Source organism: Streptomyces iranensis, assembly GCF_017874715.1.
GTDB classification, from domain to species: Bacteria; Actinomycetota; Actinomycetes; order Streptomycetales; family Streptomycetaceae; genus Streptomyces; species Streptomyces iranensis.
This window is the reverse complement of the sequence record NZ_JAGGLR010000013.1, coordinates 279656-292250: the sequence shown is the minus strand read 5'-3', so window position 1 is coordinate 292250 and position 12595 is coordinate 279656. Positions and strand designations below refer to the sequence as shown.

Annotated in this window: 12 protein-coding genes; 5 read left to right on the top strand and 7 right to left on the bottom strand. The window is 70.1% G+C overall.

Annotated features, from left to right (window positions below; all coding sequences use genetic code 11):
- Positions 1-314: 314 nt before the first annotated feature.
- Complete coding sequence (locus J2Z30_RS25035; protein ID WP_044570000.1) at positions 315-848, top strand: DUF302 domain-containing protein; 534 nt, start codon at positions 315-317, stop codon at positions 846-848.
- 497 nt (positions 849-1345) lie between these two features.
- A complete protein-coding gene (locus J2Z30_RS25030; RefSeq protein ID WP_044570003.1) occupies positions 1346-2014 on the top strand; it encodes a lytic polysaccharide monooxygenase auxiliary activity family 9 protein in 669 nt (222 codons plus the stop codon).
- Between the two features lie 79 nt (positions 2015-2093).
- On the opposite strand, the gene J2Z30_RS25025 is transcribed toward J2Z30_RS25030, so the two are convergent.
- From J2Z30_RS25025 to J2Z30_RS25015, 3 genes are all read right to left on the bottom strand, one after another.
- Positions 2094-2555 (bottom strand): hypothetical protein, encoded by a 462-nt coding sequence (locus J2Z30_RS25025; RefSeq protein WP_044570005.1) that lies wholly within the window; start codon positions 2553-2555, stop codon positions 2094-2096.
- A 90-nt stretch (positions 2556-2645) separates the two neighbouring features.
- The gene (locus J2Z30_RS25020) at positions 2646-3044 is read right to left on the bottom strand and encodes a DUF427 domain-containing protein (RefSeq protein WP_044570008.1); all 399 of its coding nucleotides are present in this window, start codon (positions 3042-3044) and stop codon (positions 2646-2648) included.
- A gap of 142 nt (positions 3045-3186) precedes the next feature.
- Positions 3187-3738, bottom strand: a complete 552-nt coding sequence (locus J2Z30_RS25015) for a MarR family winged helix-turn-helix transcriptional regulator (RefSeq protein WP_044581393.1) — start codon at positions 3736-3738, stop codon at positions 3187-3189.
- 124 nt (positions 3739-3862) lie between these two features.
- Here J2Z30_RS25015 and J2Z30_RS25010 point away from each other — a divergent pair, with 124 nt between their 5' ends.
- Positions 3863-6265 (top strand): MFS transporter, encoded by a 2403-nt coding sequence (locus J2Z30_RS25010; RefSeq protein ID WP_078956641.1) that lies wholly within the window; start codon positions 3863-3865, stop codon positions 6263-6265.
- Between the two features lie 86 nt (positions 6266-6351).
- Here the strand turns inward: J2Z30_RS25010 and J2Z30_RS25005 are convergent, their stop codons facing one another.
- Positions 6352-6621 carry a hypothetical protein gene (locus J2Z30_RS25005; RefSeq protein WP_044570011.1) on the bottom strand — a complete coding sequence of 90 codons (270 nt, stop codon included), beginning with the start codon at positions 6619-6621 and terminating at the stop codon, positions 6352-6354.
- A gap of 204 nt (positions 6622-6825) precedes the next feature.
- The gene (locus J2Z30_RS25000) at positions 6826-8070 is read right to left on the bottom strand and encodes an MFS transporter (RefSeq protein ID WP_044570014.1); all 1245 of its coding nucleotides are present in this window, start codon (positions 8068-8070) and stop codon (positions 6826-6828) included.
- A 143-nt stretch (positions 8071-8213) separates the two neighbouring features.
- Here J2Z30_RS25000 and J2Z30_RS24995 point away from each other — a divergent pair, with 143 nt between their 5' ends.
- Positions 8214-9104 carry a LysR family transcriptional regulator gene (locus J2Z30_RS24995; protein ID WP_044570016.1) on the top strand — a complete coding sequence of 297 codons (891 nt, stop codon included), beginning with the start codon at positions 8214-8216 and terminating at the stop codon, positions 9102-9104.
- Between the two features lie 415 nt (positions 9105-9519).
- On the opposite strand, the gene J2Z30_RS24990 is transcribed toward J2Z30_RS24995, so the two are convergent.
- Together J2Z30_RS24990 and J2Z30_RS24985 are read right to left on the bottom strand one after the other, a co-directional pair.
- Entirely contained in the window at positions 9520-10032 is a 513-nt protein-coding gene (locus tag J2Z30_RS24990; protein WP_044570019.1) for a GNAT family N-acetyltransferase, read from the bottom strand.
- A gap of 217 nt (positions 10033-10249) precedes the next feature.
- On the bottom strand, positions 10250-11344 hold the full coding sequence (locus J2Z30_RS24985; RefSeq protein ID WP_245388421.1) for a ferritin-like domain-containing protein: 1095 nt from the start codon (positions 11342-11344) through the stop codon (positions 10250-10252).
- Between the two features lie 215 nt (positions 11345-11559).
- Here J2Z30_RS24985 and J2Z30_RS24980 point away from each other — a divergent pair, with 215 nt between their 5' ends.
- Positions 11560-12489, top strand: coding sequence for an AurF N-oxygenase family protein (locus J2Z30_RS24980; protein WP_044570023.1), 930 nt, complete (start codon positions 11560-11562; stop codon positions 12487-12489).
- Positions 12490-12595 lie beyond the last annotated feature (106 nt).

The following is a 12595-nucleotide window of genomic DNA, read 5'->3' as shown; positions in this document are numbered from 1 at the left end:
AACGCAAGGCGATCAAACCAACCGGGCGGCCCCGGGAGACACGTGCCCAGGTACACGATTTATGTAGAGCGAAAATTCCAAGCTTTACATGCATTCGTCGATCGTCGGAATTCCTCGCCGCAGATACTTCGAGTGCCAGCACCTGAGCCCCGGGCATCTCGGGTCGGTCGCACATCCTTGCGGTCTTCGGGGAGGGCTGTGCCGGAGTCGGCCGGACCGGCCGTTGCAGCGGGTGGTCGTACGCAAGCTGAACTCGCAACGTGTGTGAGCTCGGGATATTCTGGGCGTGGGTCCCAGACGCAGGGAGTGGTCGCATGGCCAGTCAACGCAGTCACACCGTGACCCGGATCGAAGTCTCCACGGGAATTGCCTATGACGACTTCGTTGCGGCATTGGAGAAGGCGGCGCCCGCATTCGATCCGGGGCCGGTGGAGCTCATCGGGGAAACCGGGGGAACCTGGGACGACATCCGCAGTGCAATCGCCGTGAACGCGCCCAACGATCTGATCCGTTACGCCCGGATCAACGCCACCGCACTGTTTGCCATCGCAGGACACGCAACCAGGTCGATTGAGTATCTGATCGGCAACCACGTCACTGCCGAAACCATGTTTCGTCATGACCCGAGAGCTCTGCTGTATGCGCCTTTGCGGATGCTGATCTACAGCGACGGCGACGGTAATGCGGTGTTCACCATGCACCGGCCCAGCGATGAGTTCGGCAGCCTCGGCATTCCGGAGGTCACCAAAGTCGGCGAGGAGTTGGATCGCGAGGTGGTCAACCTGTTGCGGATCTGTGGGGTCGATGCCTCGCAAGCCTTCGCCACGACAGGTCCCCAACAGCAGTAGCCCGATGACGTATACGCTCGACCGTCGGTGCTTCGGCCTCGCCCAACAGCGTAATTTCCTCGGCGACGAGCCAATTGGAAGAGCAGGGCGCCGAGCCGTCCTCCACCACCGGGACTGGGCGGCGTAGTGCCGTAGTCTTCCCTCCGCGTCGCGCGGCCCCAGTGGGTACCAGCCGCCGGACACCAGCGCGCGGTCCGTCCATGAACATGTGCCGACCAGAATCTTGCCCATGTCCTGCCGACTACCCCGGGTGCGCGTGAGTGCCACCGGCGGGCTGTCGGGTGGATGGATGGGGGTGGTTGTCGGTCAACTGCTTCTGAGGCTGGGGGAGTTGTCGGCCCCGGTGGGAGTGGGCGCGGCGCGTCTTGCTGGCCGTCCGATTCGGTGCGTGGCTCCCGGCCTACGTTTCGGGGGCTCATCGTTGGGGAAGCAGCCAGTTTGGGAGCGCTCCCACTCGCTCTCCCACTCCCCCTAGGACGATGGAGGAAGATCGCGAAATGATTTGTCATGAACGCGGCAATTCCTTACGTTGGACATCTCGCGCGCTCGGCCTGCTGGCCGCGGCGCTGCTGTGCCTGATCCCGTGGTCCACCACCGCGAGCGCCCATGGATCCGTCGTCGACCCCGCGTCCCGCAACTACGGCTGCTGGCTGCGCTGGGGAGACGACTTCCAGAACCCCGAGATGGCGCAGCTGGACCCCATGTGCTGGCAGGCATGGCAGGACAACCCGAACGCCATGTGGAACTGGAACGGGCTGTACCGCAACGGCTCCGCCGGCAACTTCCCGGCGGTGATCCCGGACGGGCAGCTGTGCAGCGGCGGCCACACCGAGGGTGGCCGCTACAACTCGCTGGACAAGCCGGGCGCCTGGCAGACGACGAAGATCGGCGGCAAGTTCACCGTCAAGCTGTACGACCAGGCCAGCCACGGTGCGGACTACTTCAAGGTGTATGTGTCCCGCCAGGGGTACGACCCCACCACCCAGCCGCTGAAGTGGAGTGACCTGCAACTGGTCACCACGACCGGCAAGTACGCCCCCAGCCAGAACTACTCGATCGACGTCAGCACCTCCGGCTACACCGGCCGCCACGTCGTCTACACCGTCTGGCAGGCATCGCACATGGACCAGACGTACTTCCTGTGCAGTGACGTGAACTTCGGCTGAGCGAGACCCCACGGCTCAGGCACCCGCACCACGGCCCCGCCGGACGCACCCTGTCCGGTGGGGCCGTCTCGCCCGGGGGTCAGGTGAGGGGGCAGCGGAGGGCCGGGGTCCAGTGGTTGGGGGTGCAGGTGACCAGGGCCAGGGAGAGGAACGACGTGCGGCCCACGTAGAAGCCGAAGGAGACGTCCGTGCCGCGGGTCAGGCGGGTGGTGGCCGTGGTGACCAGGCGGGCCAGGCGGGCGGTGTCGGCTTCCTGGTGGGAGAGGAAGCCGGGGGCGTGTTCGGTCAGTTCGCGGCCCAGCCACGCCGCCGCGTCCTTCGGTTCCTCGAAGGTGGCGCGGATCAGGGTGGGGGTCTTCAGGAGCCAGAGGGATGTCTCCAGTGGGGGGAGCTCCGAGTGGCGGAACGTTTCCAGGAGCGTGCGGTAGTGCTCCTCGTCCTCCGCCGTGACGGGCGGGTGGGGGCGGTCGGGCGGGCGGCGTAGGGCCTCCCGGTCGAACAGCTCCTTCTCGCCCAGCCACGAGTACGCGTGGATGTGCACGCGTCAGGGGTTCCCCCCGGGGGGTTCCCGGAAGGCCCCTGATGGGGTGATGTCGGGGTGGGGCCGCCCCGCCGGTCTGTTGGTGTGCTCTTACTTCGCGACGTCGATCTTTGCCACCTCGTCGTAGAACGACAGGTGGTCCTTGATTTCCGTCACCTTCTCGATCGGCTGCGGGTACGCCCACACCACGTCCGGCCGTGGCTCCGCGCCCTCGCCTGCCGGGCCGCGGTAGGTCCAGTACGCGGCCTCGCCCTTGAAGGGGCAGATGGTGTGGGTGTCGGTGGGCTCGAAGAGGGTCAGGTCCACGTCCTCCGGGGGGAGGTAGTAGCGGACCGGGAGACCGGTCTCGTGGACGAGCAGGGGGCGGGTCGACTCGGCGACTACGCGGCCGTCGATCGTTACCGTGACGTGCTGCGCGCCGCGCTCCACGGTCACGAGGTGTCCGCCGCTGGTGCCGGTGGTCTTGGGGTGGGAAGCGGGGGTGGACATTTCTTCCTGGCCTCCTCGGTGGGTGTACGTGTACGCGGTTCCGGAGGTTCGTTCCGGGGGTTCGTTCTGGGGGTTCCCGGCCGGGTTCCCCCGTGTGATACGCGTCATGTTCCTGTTTGTGGCAACGCTCTTCGCCGCGCCCTCATTCCGCGGTGCGGGCCGCCTCGTCCGTCTCCCTTGGCCAGGCCCGGCCCTCCTGGCGTTCCACCTCGCGGTTGAAGCGGGTCAGGACGTCCTCGAAGCGGGCCACGTCCTCCGGCGTCCACTTCTCCAGGAGCCGGGACAGGTCGGTCTGCCTGCAGGTCCGCTCCGCTGCCATGCGGTCGGCTCCCCGCGGGGTGACGCGGAGCTTGCGGGCCAGGCCGCCCTCCGGGTCCGGGATGCGTTCGACGAGGCCGGCCCGGAGCAGGGCGCCGGTCTGGCGGTTGACGGTCGAGACGTCCAGCTGGAACGCGTCGGCCAGCCGGCCGATGGTCATCGCGCCCTCGGCGTCCAGGCGGGAGAGGAGCAGGTAGCCGGAGCGGTCCAGGCGGATGGGGGTGCACGGTTCGGTGCTGGGGGTTGTGCCGGTGTCCGGCTGTGTCGTGGGGGCCTGGGGGTCCGCCGCCTGGCCCTTTCGTTCGCGGGGGGTCAGGACTGAGCACCTGGCCACCAGCATCAGCTCGCGTTCCAGTCGCTCCAGCCGACGATCCAGCACGATTCCTCCTCGCCTCCCCCGCGCCCCTCTATGGAAGTGTGCACGATACACACCATGTGTAGGATGCACATCTCTCATGCTTCCATCAATCTCCTGAACTTTCTTTGGAGGCGGCATTCGCATGCCCCAGTCAGCCCCACCTCGCGTCGCGGAACATCTGAGCGCCGCGCCGTCCGGCACGCCGCTCCCGCGGGAGGTCGGCGGCGGCTTCGTGGCGGTGCTCGCGTTCTGCGGCATCGCCGTGTCCGTCATGCAGACACTGGTCGTTCCGCTGGTCACCGAGCTGCCCCAGCTGCTGCACACCACCAGCTCCAACGCGTCCTGGGTGGTCACCGCCACCCTGCTCGCCGGTGCCGTCTCCACGCCCGTCATGGGGCGGCTCGGGGACATGTTCGGCAAGCGCCGGATGCTGATGGTCGCGCTGGCGCTGATGGTCGTCGGCTCGCTGACCTGCGCTGTCACCTCCGACCTGGTGGTGATGGTGATCGGCCGGGCCATCCAGGGCGGGGCCATGGGTGCCATTCCGCTCGGCATCAGCGTCATGCGGGACGAGCTTCCGCCGCACAAGCTGGGCTCGGCGATGGCCCTGATGAGCTCGTCGCTCGGCGTCGGCGGCGCGCTGGGGCTGCCCGCCGCCGCGTTCGTGGCGCAGCACACCAACTGGCATGCGCTCTTCTACGGGGCCGCGGGGCTCGGCGTGATATCCATCGCCCTCGTGCTCGCCGTCGTCCCGGAGTCCTCCGTCCGCACTCCCAGCCGCTTCGACGCCATCGGCGCGCTCGGGCTGACGGCCGGTCTCGTCTGTCTGCTGCTGCCGATCACCAAGGGCGGTGACTGGGGGTGGACGAGCGGCACCACGCTCGGGCTGTTCGGCACGTCCGTCGTGATCCTGCTGCTCTGGGGCGTCTTCGAGCTGCGCACCGCCGAACCGCTGGTCGATCTGCGGACCACGGCGCGGCGCCAGGTGCTGCTGACCAACCTCACCTCGATCATGGTCGGCTTCTCGTTCTACTCGATGTCGCTGATCCTGCCGCAGCTGCTGCAGCTGCCGGAGGCCACCGGGTACGGCCTGGGCCAGTCGATGGTCATGGCCGGGCTCTACTTCGCCCCCATGGGCGTCGCGATGATGCTGGTCTCCCCGCTGTCCGCGCGGATCAACGCCTCGAGCGGGCCGAAGGTCTCGCTGGTCCTCGGGCTGCTCGTCATCGGCGCGACGTACGGTGCGGGGCTCGTCATGATCGACCACATCTGGCAGATCGTGGTGCTCTCCACCGCGCTCGGCGTCGGCATCGGCATCTCGTACTCGGCGATGCCCACCCTGATCGTCAGCGCCGTCCCCGCCGCTGAGACGGGCGCGGCGAACGGGCTCAACACCCTCATGCGGTCGATCGGCATGTCCACCTCCAGCGCGGTCGTGGGCGTGATCCTGGCGCACCAGACCATCGACTTCGGTGGGGTGGCGCTGCCGAGCAAGGACGGGTTCAAGGTCTCGTTCCTGGTGGCGTGCGCCGCCGCGGTCGGCGGTCTGCTGATCGCCCTCTGCCTGCCCGGACGGCGGCGCGCGGGGCGGGTGGCGGGCTCGGGTCCCCTGGCCGCTTCGGGTCCCCTGGCCGCTTCGGGTCCGGTGGCCGCTTCGGGTCCGGTGGCTGATTCCGCGCCGGTTGGTGTTCCGGTCGCCGTTGCCGCCGCTGGGGCGGTCGCCGAGGCGCCTGCCTCAGAGGTCGTCGACGGCCTCCCCGTCCTCACCGGCAGCGTCATCCACGGCCGTGTCCTCGGCCCCGGCGACACCCCGCTCGCCGACGCCGCCATCACCCTCATCGACACGGGCGGCCGTCAGCTCGGCCGTACGGTCACCGGCCGCGACGGCCGGTACCACCTGCCCGCCCCCGACGCCGCGAGCGTCGTCCTCATCGGCTCGGCCGCCGGGCATCAGCCGCAGGCCGCCACGCTGCTGGTCTCGGATCTGCCGGTCGTCTGCGATCTGCGGCTGTCCGGCGGGGGCGGACTGACCGGGTCCGTACGGGCCGTCGGCGGGGAGCCGCTGGCCGGGGCGACCGCCACGGCCACCGGGCCCGAGGGCGAGGTCGCGGGGTCGGTGACCGCCGACGAGAAGGGCGAGTTCGCGTTGCCGGAACTGGCCCCGGGGACGTACACGCTGACCGTGGCCGCCGCCGGGCACCGGCCGTACGCCACCCAGGTGGAACTCATCGCCGGTGAACCGGTGCGCGTGGACGCCGAGCTGCCGCCCGCGGCCCGGGTCCGGGGCACCGTGCGGGACCGGGGCGGCCTACCGCTCGGGGACGCGCGGGTCTCGTTGCTGGACGCCTCCGGGGACGTGGTCGGCCAGGTCATCACCGGTGCGGACGGGTCCTTCGGCTTCGGGGCGCTCACCGGCGACCACTACACGGTGGTGGCCAGCGGCTACGCCCCGGCGACCCGCCAGATCACGGTCGGCGACGCGGCGGGCACCGAGCGGCGGGATGTGGACTTCCTGCTGGGGCACGGCGACGACGGCGAGGAGTGAGTCCGGGCCCTCAGCGGCAGGGCCGGGGCAGAGCATGACGTAAGGAGCAGCGTGTAAGGAGCAGCGCCCTGGGCGCTGCTCCTTACTCATTCGTCCTCCTCGGGAAGGCCCTCCTCGGAGAGCCCCTCCTCCTCGGGGAGGCTCTCCCACGCCTCGCCCTTCCGGTACAGCTCGAAGCCCTCCTCGTCCGCGATGGACTCCGCCTGGGCCCGGCTGCGGAGGGAGATCTCGTACGTATGGCTGTCAACGGTCGCGTGGACGCCCGAGCCGTCGGTGACCGTCTCGATCGAATGCGTCTCGTAGATGACGCGTCCTGGCTCGCACTTGCTCCAGACCACGTGCATGCTCACTGCCATCGGACCGACCCACTCCCGCAGACGAGTCCCCTGGTTTCAGGGTCTCACCTGATCGCCGGGTCCACATGGCCTGACGTGGCCCTCAGGCCTGACGTGCCCCTCATGGCCCGACGTGGACCTCACAGCCCGACGTGACCTTCACAGCCCGACGTGACCCTCACAGCCCGACGTGCCCTCATGGCCTCCGTACTCCCCGCGGCCCCCTCACCTCCGTCTGCCGAACAGCACCACGTTCGCCAAGGCGAGGACCACCAGCGCGCCCCCGAACCACATGACGCTGGGGGCCGCGATCCCGTCCGCCGCCCGGCCGCCGAGCAGCGCGCCCAGCGATATCGCCACGTTGAAGACGCCGACGTACAGCGCCGACGCCGCCTCCCGCGCGTCCGGCGCCGCGTGCAGCACCCAGGTCTGGCAGGTCACCGACACCCCGCCGTATGCCAGCCCCCACGCCAGCAGCAGTACGGCCGCCCCCGCCGTCGTGGCCCCGGCAACCGGGACCAGCAGCTCGGCCGCCGCCAGCAGGGTGAAGATGACCATGAGGGTGCGGCGCGGATCGCGGTGGGCGGTGGCACCGGCCAGGAAGTTCCCGGCGATGCCCGCCACGCCGTACGCCAGCAGCAGGGTGCTGATCAGGCCCGTACCGACCCCGGCGACGTCCTCGAGCACCGGGCGGACATACGTATACGCGCCGAAGTGGCCGGTGACCAGTAGCAGGGTGGTGATGAGGCCGGTGCGCAGCCGGGCGTTGCGGAACAGGCCCGGCACCTCGCGCAGCCGGATGGTGCCGGTGGCGGGCAGCGGCGGCAGGGTGACGGCCATGGCGGCGGCCACGGCCAGCGACAGGGCGGCGAAGGCGGCGAACGCGACCCGCCAGTGGACCAGATCGCCGATGAGCGTCCCGATCGGCACCCCGAGCACCGAGGCCACCGCGATACCGCTGAAGATCAGCGTGGTGGCGTGGCCCGCGGAGCGCTCGGGCACCAGCCGCACCGCGAGCCCGCCCGCGATGGACCACACCCCGCCGATGCTCACCCCGACCAGCACCCGGGCGAACAGCAGGACGGCGAAGCCGGGCGCGAGCGCGGAGAGCAGATTGGCGACGGCCAGCAGCCCCATCAGACCGCACAGCACCAGCCGCCGGTCGTAGCGGCCGACGGTGACGGTCAGCAGCGGGGCGGCGAGCGCGGCGACCAGACCGGGCACGGTCATGGCCAGCCCCGCCGTACCGTCCGAGACCTGGAGGGAGGAGCCGATCGAGGTGAGCAGGCCTACCGGCAGCATCTCGGTGGTGACCACCGCGAAGGTGCCGACCGCGACGGCGACTACGGCGAGCCAGGCCCCGAGCCGGGCCCCGAGCAGGGCTCTGATCCGGGCTCTGAGCGGCGAGGGCACCAACGGAGGTGACCCGGATGGGCCTGCCGGAGCGGTGAATTCCGTGCTATTGGACATGCCTTTAGCGAACAGCTGTGCCCCTGCGGGAACAACGCCGAAGTTTTCAGCCTTCCATGAGCGAGGCTCATCAATCGCTGATCGGTGAACGGTGTCGGTGTCGGTGTCGGTGTCGGTGTCGGTGTCGGTGTCGGGAGGAGGCCATGGCCGAGTTGGAGATCCGCGAGCTGGAGTGCTTCCTCGTGCTGAGCGAGGAGCTTCATTTCGGCCGCGCGGCGGAGCGGTTGTACGTCTCGCAGAGCCGGGTGAGCCAGCTGCTGCGGAACCTGGAGCGCCGGATCGGCGCCCGGTTGCTGGAGCGCACCAGCCGCCGGGCGCGGCTGACCCCGCTCGGCGAGCGGTTCCTGGCCGAGCTCCGGCCCGCCTACGAGGCGTTGTACGGGGCCTTCGAGAGCGCCCGCGGAGCGGCGCGCGGAGTGGACGGCGTGCTGCGGATCGGGTTCCAGGGGGCCGCCGATGAACGGGTGACGGCGGCCATCGCGGCCTTCCGGGAGCGCCACCCCGGCTGTGAACTAACGACCGTGGAGATCCCGCTGGCCGATCCGTTCGGCGCGGTGCGGGCAGGTGAGGTGGACGCCGCGATCGTCTGCCTGCCGGTGGCCGAGCCCGATCTGGTCCTCGGCCCGGTCTTCTCCAAGCAGCCGCAGACCGTGGTGGTCTCGGCCCGCCATCCGTTCGCGGGGCGCGGCCGGGTGGACGCCGAGGCGCTGGCCGACTGCCCGCTGGTCGGGCCATCCGCCCCCGCGCCGCGCTACTGGCACGACGCGATGGCGCCCACCGCCACCCCCGGCGGGCGGCCCATCCCGCGCGGGCCGCTGGTGCACACGCTCCAGGAGGGGCTGGCGGCGGTCGCGGCGGGCCGGGGCGGAATGCTGCTGTGCGCCCCGACGGCGGAGTACCACGGCCGCCGGGACATCACCTTCGTACCGGTCGAGGGGGTGCCGGACTCGATGCTCGGCCTGGTGTGGCGCCGGGCGGACGAGACCGCGCGGTTACGGGGGTTCGGGCGGGCCGTGGAGGAGCTGTGCACGTAGGCGGCGGCCTGGGCCGCCTCGGGGTCGTCCCGCCGCCGGGCGCCGGGGTCCTCCGGGGGCCCTCCCCGCCGCCGGGCACCGGGGTCCTCCGGGCCCTCCCCGTCCCGGGCCCCGGTCCGCGCCCTGTCGGCGTCTCGGCTGCGGGGTGTCCGGCGGACCACATGGGGGAGCCGCATATCGGTGCTTCCCCCTCCCCGCCCCTTCCCGTTATCAGGGGCTTCGCCCCTGGACCCCGGGGTTGAGGGGCGGAGCCACGCCACGCGGCGGGGCCGCATATCGACGCCGCGGCGGGGCCGCATATCGATGCCGCGAGAAGGGGCGGGGCCCGGGGGCTGGGGCGCGGCCCCAGTGTCGGGAAGGGGCGGGGAGGAGAAGGGAGCGGCCCGCCGCAGCGTCACGGTCCGTCGGACGCCTCCTAGCCCACGTCCCTGCGCATGCACACCCGTGGCCAGCGGTCCAGCCCATGACCGGCCTCGCTGAGCCGGATCTCACGGAGCCCGGGGGTCAGCTCGGCCTCGGTCAGGGCCCGGAAGCCGCATCGCGCGGCGTAGTACGGGGCGTTCCAGGCCACGTCGACGAAGGTGGTCAGGGTGAGCGCGGGGACGCCGTCGCCCGCGGCGCGCGCCGCGATGTGGTCGATCAGGGCCCGTCCCACGCCCCGGCGGGCGCTGTCGGGGTGGACCGAGATCTGCTCGATATGGACGTTTCCGTCGACGGGGTCGGTGATCAGGTACGCCATCGCCCGGTCGGCGTCGTCCACCGCGACCCAGGCCCGTCCGGTCCGCTGGTAGCGGCTCAGCTCTTCCAGGCTCAGGGGCTCGTCATCGGCGACTTCGTCCATTCCGATGTCCCGGAAGCAGAGTCCGGCGGCGCGCTCTATGTCCTGGAGGACGGGGAGTTCTTCACAGGTGCTCGTTCGAATCCGCACCGCACCATCATCCTCCGGAACGCCGGAACAAAGGCGTGCCCCCCACCGCCGTGGAGAGCACCCTTCGGCCGTTCCTTCATATGAACGCATATGAACGCATATGAACGCCACCGGACCGAGGTCACCCCAATGACCTCGGCCTCATTCGCTGGCGGTGATCATGAATCTACCAAGTTAGGTGCGCTGAGGCGAGGTTGAGGGGGTGTCATGTACGTATTCACGCCTGCGCCTCGGCCGACGCCCCCTCCGCGATCGCCTCGTCGACCTCGCCCGTGCGCGCCGCCTCCTCCGCCGCGAAGCGCTGCTGGTCCAGCCGCTCGGCCAGCTCCTCGTCCTGGTTCATCAGCAGGTCGAGATTGCTGTCGCCCAGCTCCAGCACGCCCATGTCGACATATGCCCGCTGAAGCCGCTCGCCCCACAGCCCGATGTCCTTCACACACGGCACGATCCGGCTGAAGAGCAGCTTGCGGAACATATGCAGGAACTGCGACTGCTCGCAGTACTGCTCGGCCTCGGCCTTCGGGATGCCGAAGTTCTCCAGGACCTCCACGCCGCGCAGCCGGTCGCGCATCAAGTAGCAGCCCTCGATGACGAATTCCTCGCGCTCGCGCAGCTCCGCGTCGCTCAGCTGCCGGTAGTAGTCGCGCAGCGCCATCCGGCCGAAGGCCACATGGCGGGCCTCGTCCTGCATGACGTAGGCGAGGATCTGCTGGGGCAGCGGCTTGTCGGTGGTGTCGCGGATGAGGCCGAACGCGGCGAGCGCCAGACCCTCGATGAGCACCTGCATGCCCAGGTAGGCCATGTCCCAGCGGGAGTCGCGGAGAGTGTCGCCGAGGAGGGTCCGCAGATCGGTGTTGATGGGGTAGACCGTGCCGAGCTTGTCATGCAGGAAACGGCTGTAGAGCTCGGCGTGGCGCGCCTCGTCCATGGTCTGGGTCGCGGAGTAGAACTTGGCGTCGAGGTCGGGCGCGGCCTCCACGATCCGGGCCGCGCACACCATCGCGCCCTGTTCGCCGTGGAGGAACTGGCTGAACTGCCAGGCGGCGACGTGATGGCGCAGCTCGCCCTTGTCCCGGTCGGTCATCCGGTCCCAGTGGCGGGTGCCGTAGAGGGCGAGCGACTCATCGGGGGTGCCCAGCGGATCGTACGGGTCCACGTCCAGGCCCCAGTCAATCCGCTTGACCGCGTCCCACTGCTTGTCCTTGCCCTTCTGGTAGAGGGCGAGCAGCCGGGCCCGGTGGTCGTCGTACTCCCAGCTGAATCGGGCGGCGCCGCCGGCGGGCACCTGCCAGAGGGGGTCTCCGGGATCCATCGCGTAGAGCTCTTGCGTCGCCACCGACGCCTCCTTCGCCTCGCTCCCCCGTGAACGGATGCGTACTCGGCAGGCTCACACGTCCGTTACTCAGCGGTCAATAAGACCTCCGCAAGGGATTGACGGCCTTGCTGACACGGAGTCTCATAAGAGGTATCCGCCGGTAACCGTTCCCCCCGGCGCCTGTCCGAGCCATCAGTGAGGTGCCCTCGACGATGTCCACCACGACCGAACCACCCGCGCTCCGGGACGCGCTCGGGCTGATCAAGGACCGCGAACGGGTCGCGGAGCGGCTGCTCCAGTCCTCCGCCAAGCACTCCTTCGACCCCGACACCGAACTGGACTGGGACGCGCCGTTCGAACCCGGCAAGTGGTTCTGGCCACCGGAGCTGGTGTCGCTCTACGACACGCCCATGTGGCGCCGGATGTCGCAGGAGCAGCGGCTACTGCTCTCCCAGCACGAGGCGGCGGCCCTCGCCTCCCTGGGCATATGGTTCGAGATCATCCTGATCCAGCTGCTCACCCGGCACATCTACGACAAGCCCGCGACCAGCGCCCATGTGCGGTACGCGCTCACCGAGATCGCCGACGAGTGCCGTCACTCCAAGATGTTCGCGCGGCTGATCACCAAGGGCGGCACCCCGGCGTATCCGGTCGCCCCGCTCCACCACAACCTGGGCCGATTCTTCAAGACGTTCTCCACCACGCCCGGTTCGTTCACCGCGACCCTCCTCGGCGAGGAGATCCTGGACTGGATGCAGCGGCTGACCTTCCCCGACGAGCGCGTTCAGCCGCTGATTCGCGGGGTGACCCGGATCCATGTGGTCGAGGAGGCCCGCCATGTGCGGTACGCGCGCGAGGAGCTGCGCCGCCAGATGCTGCGGGCGCCGCGCTGGGAGGCGGAGCTGACCCGGATCGGTTCCGGGGAGTTCTCCCGGATCTTCTCGCAGGCGTTCATCAACCCCAAGGTCTACACGGACGTGGGACTCGACCGCCGCGCGGCCGTCGCTCAAGTGCGGGCCAGCGCCCACCGGCGCGAGGTGATGCGCAACGGCGCCCGCAAGCTCACCGAATTCCTCGATGACGTCGGGGTGATGCGGGGCGTGGGGCGCCGACTGTGGAGGAGCTCGGGGCTGCTGGCCTAGGGGCCGCCTGCGGCGGGCTGTTCCCCTCTCCGCCCCTATCCCACGCAGCGTCGATATGCGGCTCCGCCGCGTGGGGGCTCCGCCCCAGACCCCGGGGTCCAGGAGC

Coding starts and splice junctions, on each gene's coding strand:
- J2Z30_RS24995 (WP_044570016.1), top strand. CDS start 8,214: ATGGCCGAGTTGGAGATCCGCGAGCTGGAGTGCTTCCTCGTGCTGAGC.
- J2Z30_RS25035 (WP_044570000.1), top strand. CDS start 315: ATGGCCAGTCAACGCAGTCACACCGTGACCCGGATCGAAGTCTCCACG.
- J2Z30_RS25020 (WP_044570008.1), bottom strand. CDS start 3,044: ATGTCCACCCCCGCTTCCCACCCCAAGACCACCGGCACCAGCGGCGGA.
- J2Z30_RS25010 (WP_078956641.1), top strand. CDS start 3,863: ATGCCCCAGTCAGCCCCACCTCGCGTCGCGGAACATCTGAGCGCCGCG.
- J2Z30_RS25005 (WP_044570011.1), bottom strand. CDS start 6,621: ATGGCAGTGAGCATGCACGTGGTCTGGAGCAAGTGCGAGCCAGGACGC.
- J2Z30_RS25000 (WP_044570014.1), bottom strand. CDS start 8,070: ATGTCCAATAGCACGGAATTCACCGCTCCGGCAGGCCCATCCGGGTCA.
- J2Z30_RS25030 (WP_044570003.1), top strand. CDS start 1,346: ATGATTTGTCATGAACGCGGCAATTCCTTACGTTGGACATCTCGCGCG.
- J2Z30_RS24985 (WP_245388421.1), bottom strand. CDS start 11,344: ATGGATCCCGGAGACCCCCTCTGGCAGGTGCCCGCCGGCGGCGCCGCC.
- J2Z30_RS24980 (WP_044570023.1), top strand. CDS start 11,560: ATGTCCACCACGACCGAACCACCCGCGCTCCGGGACGCGCTCGGGCTG.